This window comes from Sphingobacterium sp. UBA1897, from assembly GCF_002337775.1.
Taxonomy (GTDB): domain Bacteria; phylum Bacteroidota; class Bacteroidia; order Sphingobacteriales; family Sphingobacteriaceae; genus Sphingobacterium; species Sphingobacterium siyangense.
Genome location: NZ_DDGR01000006.1, coordinates 1 through 10,525, shown reverse-complemented (window position 1 = coordinate 10,525; position 10,525 = coordinate 1). Strand labels below are relative to the sequence as shown.

Annotated in this window: 7 protein-coding genes; 4 read left to right on the top strand and 3 right to left on the bottom strand. The window is 39.1% G+C overall.

The window, feature by feature from the left end; all coding sequences use genetic code 11:
• Positions 1-27 precede the first annotated feature (27 nt).
• Together B4N43_RS04310 and bla are read right to left on the bottom strand one after the other, a co-directional pair.
• Positions 28-2,022, bottom strand: coding sequence for a glycosyl hydrolase family 28 protein (locus tag B4N43_RS04310; RefSeq protein WP_286733008.1), 1,995 nt, complete (start codon positions 2,020-2,022; stop codon positions 28-30).
• Positions 2,023-2,298: 276 nt separating this feature from the next.
• Positions 2,299-3,186, bottom strand: coding sequence for a class A beta-lactamase, subclass A2 (bla, locus tag B4N43_RS04305; RefSeq protein WP_120333830.1), 888 nt, complete (start codon positions 3,184-3,186; stop codon positions 2,299-2,301).
• Between the two features lie 509 nt (positions 3,187-3,695).
• Here bla and B4N43_RS04300 point away from each other — a divergent pair.
• Together B4N43_RS04300 and B4N43_RS04295 are read left to right on the top strand one after the other, a co-directional pair.
• Complete coding sequence (locus B4N43_RS04300; RefSeq protein WP_120333831.1) at positions 3,696-4,667, top strand: aldo/keto reductase; 972 nt, start codon at positions 3,696-3,698, stop codon at positions 4,665-4,667.
• Positions 4,668-5,477, top strand: coding sequence for a helix-turn-helix domain-containing protein (locus tag B4N43_RS04295; protein WP_286733001.1), 810 nt, complete (start codon positions 4,668-4,670; stop codon positions 5,475-5,477).
• 134 nt (positions 5,478-5,611) lie between these two features.
• Here the strand turns inward: B4N43_RS04295 and B4N43_RS04290 are convergent, their stop codons facing one another.
• Positions 5,612-6,736 carry an alpha/beta hydrolase-fold protein gene (locus tag B4N43_RS04290; RefSeq protein WP_286732999.1) on the bottom strand — a complete coding sequence of 375 codons (1,125 nt, stop codon included), beginning with the start codon at positions 6,734-6,736 and terminating at the stop codon, positions 5,612-5,614.
• A 497-nt stretch (positions 6,737-7,233) separates the two neighbouring features.
• Between B4N43_RS04290 and B4N43_RS04285 the strand changes: the two genes are divergently transcribed.
• Together B4N43_RS04285 and B4N43_RS04280 are read left to right on the top strand one after the other, a co-directional pair.
• Entirely contained in the window at positions 7,234-9,120 is a 1,887-nt protein-coding gene (locus B4N43_RS04285; protein ID WP_286732996.1) for a serine hydrolase domain-containing protein, read from the top strand.
• The gene (locus B4N43_RS04280; RefSeq protein WP_286732993.1) at positions 9,108-10,286 is read left to right on the top strand and encodes a helix-turn-helix domain-containing protein; all 1,179 of its coding nucleotides are present in this window, start codon (positions 9,108-9,110) and stop codon (positions 10,284-10,286) included. The genes B4N43_RS04285 and B4N43_RS04280 overlap by 13 nt, the downstream gene beginning before the upstream one ends.
• Positions 10,287-10,525: the final 239 nt, after the last annotated feature.

Sequence of the window (10,525 nt, the reverse complement as noted above, 5' to 3'; positions counted from 1 at the left end):
CACGATTGAAATGGATAGCAAAAATGCTTATTGATATGCAATTTCTGGATTCCAGTATGTGGTATCCCAGCCTGAATTGGAACGCCGATCCACACGAAAGGATAATTCGTCGCCAAAGGTGACAGGCACATTAATATCATGCCAAAACCCAGTGGTATTATTGTAAACAACAGTTTGCCAGCTACCTGAAGGCCATATCATTACATTATTTTTCCAAATACTCACGTTGACACCATCCCCTCCCCCGATGTCATTTTTACGAACCAATCCGGTAATTTTTACGGTACCCGATTTTGGCGCATTCCAAACAAGTATCGGCTGGCTATTATCGGGATGAATATAGAGGTTACCGCTACCGTTCCATATGGCGTCATAACTACCCGAACCGCGCCAATGATTTGATCCGTCCGGATTCCAGCTCATCAAATTTGTACCTATACCGGCCTGCCAGTATTTATAGTACCACCTGCGGGTTCCTTGTACCAGCGAAAAATCGGTCGATGCATTATAGACATCGCTATTAACTGTTCCGGATGGATTGATAATCTTAACCGAATTCGCATACTGATTCATGGTCAAATGGCTATCTTTAAAATCTTTAACATAGTTACCGTTAATCTTAACATTTTCTAGCGTCACTCCTTCAATACGATGGCTATCATTCCAACCGATCAATTTGATTTCGTTACTACCCCCGGATGTGGATGTAATATTCTTATAAAGAATATTTGTGATTGCTCCAGGCCAATTCCAGTTTCCGGTCAACGAACCAAAATAAAATGTTTCATCCATCTGAATATTTATTAGTCTTTTTGCTCTTTCTACCCGGATGTCTTCAAAGGTTATATCATTAAAGTAGGTGCCATGTAAGGCGAAAATATTGATAGCGGAACGGTCAGGGAGAACATCCGGATGATTTTTGTCATCGTAATTATATAGGATATCTATGTTTTGAAACTTAATATTCTGAAAATAGGCTGCGCGTGATTCAGCGCCGATACCGATGGTGTTATTTGCATCAGCCCATAATTGTGCATTTTTGTAGATTACATTATAGACAGGCAGTGAATTTGCGGGAATTTGATCCGACATTCCTTTGATGGCGACTGCATCATCTGCAGAGTGGATAAAAGATTTATCAAAAGTGATATCGTGACTGCTGTTGATATTAAATCCATCGGAACTGGCAAAATATGGGCTGACAGCTTTATAATTAGTTACATTTACAAAAGAACAGTTGTGCATGGCAGAAGTCCAGCTTCCTATGTTTCTATTGACAATGATATCTTTCACAGTCGAGTTGCTTACTGCGCCCAATGCCAGGGCTATATCATCCGTGGGACTGTTGTAATCGTTGAGCAGAACGCCCCTACCCCTTATTGTCACATTTGACGCATTATCTATTTTTACTCTTCCTCTGATAACGGCTCCGCCACCGATATATAGGGTTTTTCCGGAACTCAAAGTTAGTGGCGGCTGCGAGCTCAAATCGTAATATCCCGGACCATAATACAAGACATTGGGATCTGTCGCTACTGGAATATCACTTTCTGGCTCCTGGGCAAATAAATGAAGTACCTTTCCTTGGTAATCATTGTCTAATACAAGTGATATATTGGTCGGCTGAGAGAGTGTGAAAGTAATCGTATTGCCGGATCTCACCCCTGTGATACCCAATGATGAAGGCACTAATTTGAAGCTGCTGAAGCCGCTGGAAGGGGTAATCGATATTGATACAGTACCGCTGAAATCAAAGTAACCATAACTAACGCTATTGCCCCAGCTGTTATTTCCCGCGTTATATAGACCGATTGGATTTCCACCCGCACTAACTGTAAAGGCCGTTGACTTGTACTGATTTGGTAGACCGCTGGGCAAAGGATAAGTTGTTACTGCTGTGCTTAAATTAGCTTGGACAGTCGAGTTTGCTGATTTTAGAAATTCAGCTTCTTCCTTTGAAGGTGCTATTTTGTTACACGCGACAAAACATAGCCATAAAAATGGCAAAATAAATGATTTCATAGTTGATCTATAAGTGGTTAATTGTTAGGTTAAGATAGAAATACTCCAGAAAAATTACCACGAACTAATCAATTATTGAACAAAAGTGTAACACTTTAAACTTTATTAGTAGTATCGGGAGCGATTCCTTCAGTCGCAGCTTTTTGGTCTTATCGGGCGATTGCTTTCCTTCTATATTTTATCTCCTGTGCCATATTAAATAATCACTTTTTATTTGCTCCTATATCTTGATATCTCAAAATTCGGGTAGAGGTCAAACTGTCATTGGATAAATATTTATTTTTTCGTATAGTAATTCCAGATAGATTTGGTTATGTCGGCAATAATTTTTTCAGTGACCTCTCGTTCTTCGGTGATATCTTTTAAGTAAACAGAAAGAACGATGTGATTTCCATTGGGAAGTTTAAAAATACCTACATCGTTCATCGCTGCTCTTAAATCATTCTCATTTCTATCTGAAATTCCAGTTCTGTGCGCTAATTCTGTTCCTTCGGGAAGCCCTGCTTTCATCCAAGTAAGGCCTCTCGAACATTCTACCATGAGTTGATAGAGGTAATTTGTAGTGTTCTTTTCAAGAACCTGTCCTGCACAAAACTTCTCCAATAATTCGGTGGACGCTAATGGCGTTGTTGTATTGATATATAGATTCTCCCAAATTCGCATTTCTTGTTCATTGACTTTAATGGTAAAATCCTTTATTCCTTGTTTATGGATAAACTTTTGGACGGTTTCCGGACCTCCAATCAAGTCTAAAAGAATATCACAACCATTGTTGTCGCTGTGCGAAACGGTATATCGTAATAGTTGGTCCAAAGTTAAATCCATATTTCCGTTCGGAAATTCGTCCCGAATTGGGCTCCAGGTATTTGCGTGCAGATCTTCTTTTTTAATAAAAAATTTCTGTGATAAAGAAAGTTTACCCTGATCAACCAAGTTCAAGGTCGCCAAGGCGATATGAAATTTAAACACACTCATTAATGGTGCATTTAAATGTCCATTAATACTTAATGTGTCTTTGATTTCAATTCCCTTCATTGAAATACCGACTGTTGCATTCTTTGTTGCAATGATTTGATGAAGTTCTTTACGGAGGCTATTACTTTGTTGTGCAAAAGAGTGAACTGAAAACAAGAAAATGCAGAAAAATAATAAAAGTTTGTTCATTAATAAATCTATTTTAAAAGGTTACTATCTTTCACACACTCTCTCCTCCTGTAAAAATAGTAAGCAATTTCGAAGTTTTTATTAATTGCAGGCAAAAAATTGGTCCGTGTACGAAAGTCGCCGTCTAAATAATTCCAGTATTACTAATAGTTGGCCAAACTAATTTACCTCCACTAAGAGGTCTATGTGATTTGCTCATGTACACATACCATTACAAATTCGCAAACAGTTCAGTTAATTTTTATATTATGGCGCCGAGCGCCGAAAACTTTGAAGGTGTTAATCAGAGATAGGAAAATATGCCAAAAAACGAAGGGTTTTAAATGGAATTTTGACACGATCAATTTGTTGACCAGTGATCTTGATTAACATGGGCTGTCTGGATTCGAAAACCAATGACCATTCAATTCAGGAACAGATGAACCATACAGACAAGTAAATTGAGCCGTAGAAGAAAGCAATATGGTTATTAAATCAAGACCTTTGGATAATAAAATTAAATCAATCAAATGTCAAAAATCACTAAAATTCAATTGGGTCAAAACGGCCCCTCCGTTTCAAAGCTTGGTCTGGGATGTATGCGGATGTCATCAATATGGGGTGGCCCAACTCCCGATGAAACTGAAGGTATTGCAACCATCCATCAAGCTTTGGACAGCGGGATCAACTTCCTGAATACGGGAGATTTTTATGGTGCAGGCCACAACGAAATGCTTATTGGCAAAGCCATTAAGGGAAGGCGGGATGATGCTTTCATCAGTGTCAAATTTGGTGCTATCTTCCACAACGGCCAATGGATCGGTTTGGATCTCCGTCCTGTAGCGATCAAGAATTTTGTCAACTATTCATTGACCCGTCTGGGCATTGAAACTATCGACTTATATCAACCCTGTAGAATGGATGGCAGTGTGCCAATAGAAGACATCATCGGAACGATTGCCGACCTGATAGATCAAGGAAAAGTACGTCATATCGGCGTATCGGAAATAACCGCCGATCAGCTCCGTAAAGCCAACAGCATTTATCCCATCAGTGCACTGGAAATCGGTTATTCTTTGGCTGACCGTCAGATCGAAAATGAGCTGTTGCCTGCGGCTAAAGAATTAGGGATCGGTGTCGTGGCATTTGCCAATACGGCAGAAGGATTGTTAACCGGTAACCTACAAGCGCCAATTCCTGCGGATGACCATCGAAATCACTTTTCCCGTTTTCAGGGAAATAACCTGATCCATAATCTTGAGAAAGTGGAAGTATTAAAAGAAATTGCTCAACGTAAAAATGTCACCCCTACACAACTTGCGATTGCATGGGTAAAAGAACAGGGCGACAATATCATGCCATTGGTGAGTATGAGCCGCAGATCAAGACTACCCGAAAATATTGCTGCGATGGAAATTGTATTTACCCCAGAGGAGATGAATATTTTAAACACTACATTTGCAATAGGTGCTATCAAAGGCGGCACTTATTTACAAAGATAAATGGAAAGTCCAGCAGAAATACTTCCCGGCGTGATATTCTATTCTTACCTTTCTTTTCTGAAGAAAGAGAAAGCATGCGTCTGGAACCACCATACCCTGGTATTACAGGTCTCGGGCCAGATGATTCTGGAAACAGCTGAGCAGCATGTAAACATATCTGCCGGGGAAGTATTGCTCATTCACAAAAATCAGCTGGGAACCTTGACTAAAACCCCCGGGCCAAGTGGTCACTATGAAACTATCGTCATATCACTGCAAGAAGATCTGATGCGTCAGATAGCACTAGAGGAAAAAATGGAAGCTCAGGGTAAATACACTGGCCTTCCGAACATATGCCTCCCCAATAATGCGTTTATCAAAGGTTATTTCCAGTCGGTCATTCCCTATGCGCGAAGCGCTGGTCATGAAATGACTGACGAAATGGGACTTTTAAAGGTGAAAGAGGGAATCAAGTTGATACTGATAGCTGTTCCGGCACTGCGTAACTTTTTGTTTGATTTCGCAGCGCCTTATAAGATGGATCTAGAAAAATTTATGCTGAGCAATTTTCATTTCAATGTCCCTATTGAAAAGTTTGCACAACTCACCGGAAGAAGCCTTTCAGGATATAAAAGAGATTTTCAGAAAACCTTCGGGATGCCGCCACGTAAGTGGTTACAGGATAAAAGGCTGAATGAAGCACGGCATTTAATTGAAAGAAAAAACAAAAAACCATCAGCTATCTATCTCGATCTTGGTTTCGAGACCCTGTCCCATTTTTCTTCCGCCTTTAAGAAGAAATTTGGCAAAGCGCCGACTGTAGGTGGATAGTATTCCCAATCTTTTAATTGAATTATTAACTGCTACTTTTCAATCGGGAAATGTTAATACTTAAGCCCAATATACACTATATATTGCGGGCGAAGTGGTACAAAATGCTGGTTTCGCTTTCCGATGTCCAGCATTTAGTTTCTCTGTTTTATTTTGTTATTTAATTCTTCAAGTTTAGTTTTTGCGGTAGTACTAGTTGGAGAAAGTGTCAAGATTTTTTCATAACACTTTTTTGCTTTATCCATATATCCCCTGACTGTGTAGGCCTCGGCTAAGCTATCCCATACATTGATTGATTGCGGATAATTTTCCGTATTCAGCTCAAAAATAGAAATTGCTATATCAGGTAGTTGCCTATCATAAAGGGCAACATATCCAATAGTATTTACAAAACTTTGGTCCGGTTTAGTATCAAAGAAAAGTTCCTTTTTTATTTTTGCACTGTAATTTACCAATATATTGGGGTCTTTTGTTACTTCATTTATATCAATATTATATGGCTCGAAGAGATATCGAAGGCCATAATATGTAGCAGGAATTGTTACTGTTAAATGCTTTTCGTCTTCAAAATATCGAAAGTCTACCTTCAGATCTGGAGATTTATTCTCTTTCAGTAATTTATAAAATTGACTGCCCCACTGATAATGCCTCTTATCCTCCTGCATATTATTGGCTAATGCAATATATATTCTAGCTTTTAGGTCAACTCGATTCTCTAATACTTCTTTACTTCTTTTCCCAATATAATTATGATCCCAAAACCATGAGGGGTCGATAAGTAAGTAATAACTAAACAGCTGCGGATTTTCTAACAGGCAATGTAACGCAAATAGTCCACCCAATGAGTGGCCGATAATCATGCTTTGTGGAAGGGTTCTGAAAGAATTATTGATTTCTACCATTAATTCATCCTCCATAAAACGCATGAAATCATCCGCTTTTCCGCTACTTTTAAATGCAGTAATATCTTCTCTATCCAAATAATTCAATGAATTTGTAGGAGTGAAATCCTTTGTTCTATCGGTGTTTTCTATTGAAACAATAATAAGTTCAGGTATTTGCAACTTAAGATTTGCATCTGAATGCATCGATTGTGCAATCCCCGACACTTCCAAAAACTTACTCCTATCCCCATCTAAAACATAGGCAACGATGTATTTTTTGTCGATATTGTTTTTATAGGAAGCCGGTAAATAAACAGAATAATTTCTCCTTTCATTAAGTATTTTAGAGTTTATCGTATAGCGCTGTCCAATCACTAAAAAATTGTCATGTGATTGCGCAAAAGAATTGCTAAGGCTAAAAATAAAAAAACAGATTATTGTGGTTATAGTTCGGCTCGTCAGTATATTGCTGGAAGTCATCCGTATTGTTGCCATTAAAAAGGATTAAATCGATATTATAAATACAAGTAAGCTTTAAATTTATGTAAAAATTTTAGATTTATGAATATGTTTCAGCACACCGAAAATTTAACTACAAAAAATGAAGGAGAATTTATATTGTGTCTTATTTCAAAAATTCACAAAAGTATCATTGCAAAATAAAATTTAATCAGCCAGATAATATAGGGCTTAGATGTTTCACTTCTGTACAAATTTAAGTCAACATCATTAAAAACTGCCAAATTATAGCCTCCGACTTTCATTGCGCTTCGATATTGTACCGCATGTAACCCTAACAGATTTATCCGTTTGGATGGACACGGACAAGACCAATACAGATCATTGCTAATTTGCAAAAAAAAGAAAAGCTTATGATCAACTTGAAAACTTTCTATCTCGCAATGTTCATTGTGGCAATTTATTTTACTGCATCAGCACAGGTAAACACAGCTACAAAATCTGACAGCAATATTAGCCAATTGTATAGACGTTTAGATACTGTGATTCAGAATGAACATATACCCGGTCTACTGGTTGCTATTGTAAAAAAAGACAGTATACTGTACTCGGGTGGACTGGGCTATGCTGATCTTAAACAACGTCTTCCAGTAGAACATCAAACGCAATTTCACTTCGCCTCTGTCACCAAATTTTTCGTGGCAATGGGTATACAACAATTAGTGGCTAAAGGTAAGCTAAAACTCAATGACCGTATTCGTGATATCGCGCCCGAAATACCATTTGACAATCATTGGGAAGCTACAGATCCGGTACGGGTAGTTCACCTACTCGAACATACCGCCGGTTTTGAAGATGTTCAACTCAACAGCATGGTAGATTTAAGCAAAAAAAAGCCAATTATTGGTATCGAGGCCATAAAAGCTGTTAGCAATTCGCTTACGGTACGCTGGAGACCGGGAACGATGATGTCCTATTCCAACCCTGGTTATAATGTACTCGGCTATATTATTGAAAAAGTTTCGGGCATGCCTTGGGATAAGTATTTAAAAGAACAGATTTTTTCACCATTAAACATGCACAATAGCTTATTTGATATTGATGGTGCTCATAGACCCAGCTGTGCCACAGGCTATGACTTTCAAAATGGGAAATACAGACCAATGCCATTCTATAGTCCTATCGGAAATGGGGCCGGAAGCGCTTTGGTATCCACTGCTGAGGACATGGCAAAATTTATGCTTTATCTGCTCAATGGTAATGCCGACAGCAGGTTACTGGACAATGCCGGCCTGAAGGAAATGGAGACTATTCACAGTACATTGGCCAGCCACGCTGGATTACAGACGGGATATGCCCTCGGTAATGATTTATTCCCGAATAATAAAAAGGTAAGCTTACGGGGCCACAACGGTAAAGGCGAAGGCTTTGTATCCTGGTTGTTCTTTAACCGTAAAACCGGTATCGCCTACGCAATAGCAGCCAATAGTATCGTCAATATGTGGCCAATCTCACAGGCTATTGAAGAATTTTTGACAAGGGACATTTCTCCTCAGAAACCAATCAGTCTACCGATAGATGACAAAAAAATTAAACCGCTACTCGGATACTATCAATTTATGAATCCCAAAAACGAACGCTGGGAATTTTACAGACGTATCTTTGGCGGCATTGAATTAACGACGACCAGTAAGGATAGACTCGTTGTAAAAAAAGAAAACGGACAGCTCGATTCTCTTGTCCATGTTGGCAATGGCATCTTCCGACTAAAAGATGATATTCTTCCCGCCTTTGTATTAGCCAGAGATCCCGATGGGCAGCCTTTTTTTCAAGGTTATGGCAATAGTTTCTATCGCAAAGTACCTCGAGTTTCAGTTTTAATCCAACAGATACCTATCTATCTTGGACTTACAGCCATTTTGATTTATCTCATCTATAGCCTTATAGGCATATTTCTTACACTCTTTCGAAAAGTGAAACTGATAGACCTAGGCATTCCTTTATTGCCAATAATAGGAACATGCTGTTTTCTCGCTGCTTATCGTCTCATGGGACAAACGGATGCTAGCCATAAAGAGTTATTTACCTCTTTTAATGGAACAAGTTTTTTCATTTTTCTAGGCATGCTTCTATTTGCTATTTTGGTTGCCGTCAGCAGCTTGCTGCTTTATTACCGTTGGTCTAGACTGAGCCCATTATGGCTTCGTCTGTTTTTGGCCTTCAATAATTTCTTTTTTTGCTATCTCGTCGCCCTTCTATCCGTAAATGGTTGGATCGGGGTACCCATATGGATGATGTAGCACCATTTGATCAATTATGTTTAAATTCACGTTACAATGATAACTTACGACTGTCCATGATCAATATACTCTATACCTTTCATGCTTTTTCAGCTGGTGCATTTCTGTTGCTCGGCACCTTAATCTTTATGGGTGTCAACCACAGTTTTTCCCACACAGACCGGTGGCTTGGAACATGGTATTATTTGATGGCATGCTTATTTACCCAGCTTTTTCTTGAAGGTTTTCATATCGAGAGCAATGGATTGATCCATACGCTGGAACTGCCACGATGGGCTACACTCCCCTGCTTCTACCTGGCCGTTCACTACATGGTCAAACCAACAGCAAAAAATCGATATTGGGGACTACATTTTGTTCCATTCCTCGCTTTCGTTTTCTTATCCATCATCTATTTAATACCCGGCCTTTCTAATAGACACATCCATCTGCCTCAATTACCGCAATGGATCATCTTTGCTATCAAATATTTCTTTTTTGCACAATGCATCTTTTATTGGATTGCCTGTTATAACCTCTTTAAAATACACCAGAAAAACATTCGCCAGCTATCTTCCTATACGGAAAAGATAAACATGGCTTGGTTAAAGTATCTATTGATTGCGCTATTATTGATGATTGTTGCCCGTCTGCTGGCTATGGTTCATTTAGTTTTTAGTGCTGTCGCCCCAATTTTATATTTTATGGGCACAATGGCACTTGGGTACGCAACGCTAACACAACGGTCAATTTACACAATTGAGTCTACAGAAAACCTCATCAACGAAGCGCAGCATAAAAAGGTTAAAGCCGAAGAACGGCTGACAGCACAACAGGTAGACGCATTAAAAGAAAAACTAGTACAGAAAACAACAGCTGAAAAGCTATATCTCGACCCGGCTTTAACACTATCATCCCTCGCGGAACATATCGGAATCAATCCGCATGATCTGTCCTACATCATAAACAATGGACTGGAGAAAAATTTTTACCAGTTTATCAACGAGCTTCGCACGGAGGAAGCGAAAAAACTTTTATTATCCAAAGAGGCCAAGCAACTTGATATGTTTGGAATCGCAATAAGGGCAGGCTTCAATTCAAGAACAACCTTTTATGCCAGCTTCAAAAAAGCAACAGGCATTACGCCGACAGAATATATGAAAGTCCATAGTAAACAATCAAACTAACCCGACACAATGAAGTTTGTTCGATTGCATCCATTCGGACGGTTAGCCTATCAAAAAGACCTACTCTTGTATCATATCAACAAAAAAAATTATGATACAATACATCAAACCAAGCGGGTACTCGAGAGCGATCCGCCAATTTTCCAAAGCAACATATGGTCTTCTGGTGGGAGCATGTTGTCTTTTTGCTTCGATTGATACATTTGCACAGGCCAGCCCTAAAGATAGCCCCCAGCAAC

Bases quoted from the DNA above. Each gene is read 5' to 3' on its own strand.
- B4N43_RS04295 (WP_286733001.1), top strand. From the start codon at position 4,668: ATGGAAAGTCCAGCAGAAATACTTCCCGGCGTGATATTCTATTCTTAC.
- B4N43_RS04280 (WP_286732993.1), top strand. From the start codon at position 9,108: ATGGATGATGTAGCACCATTTGATCAATTATGTTTAAATTCACGTTAC.
- B4N43_RS04285 (WP_286732996.1), top strand. From the start codon at position 7,234: ATGATCAACTTGAAAACTTTCTATCTCGCAATGTTCATTGTGGCAATT.
- B4N43_RS04300 (WP_120333831.1), top strand. From the start codon at position 3,696: ATGTCAAAAATCACTAAAATTCAATTGGGTCAAAACGGCCCCTCCGTT.
- bla (WP_120333830.1), bottom strand. From the start codon at position 3,186: ATGAACAAACTTTTATTATTTTTCTGCATTTTCTTGTTTTCAGTTCAC.
- B4N43_RS04310 (WP_286733008.1), bottom strand. From the start codon at position 2,022: ATGAAATCATTTATTTTGCCATTTTTATGGCTATGTTTTGTCGCGTGT.